The sequence below is a fragment of the Burkholderia sp. LFS061 genome, assembly GCF_047978125.1.
Taxonomy (GTDB): Bacteria; Pseudomonadota; Gammaproteobacteria; order Burkholderiales; family Burkholderiaceae; genus Burkholderia; species Burkholderia pyrrocinia_C.
In genome coordinates, this window is record NZ_JBFPFS010000175.1 from 1 (window position 1) to 247 (window position 247).

At 67.2% G+C, this 247-nt stretch carries 1 protein-coding gene; it reads left to right on the forward strand.

Annotated features, from left to right (window positions below; all coding sequences use genetic code 11):
• A partial coding sequence (locus ACNQQL_RS36230) for a type II secretion system F family protein (protein ID WP_347069761.1) occupies nt 1–247 on the forward strand: 247 nt, incomplete at both ends.

Consider the following 247-nt stretch of genomic DNA (forward strand, 5'->3'; position numbering starts at 1 on the left):
CTCCGCGCTGTCGCGCGCGCTGAACAACGTGAAGACGTTTCCGCCGGTGCTCGTGCACCTGATCCGTTCCGGCGAAGCGACGGGCGACGTGACGACGATGCTGGATCGCGCGGCCGAAGGCGAAGCGCGCGAGCTCGAACGCCGCACGATGTTCCTGACGAGCCTGCTCGAGCCGCTGCTGATCCTGGCGATGGGCGGCATCGTGCTCGTGATCGTGCTGGCCGTGATGCTGCCGATCATCGAGCTG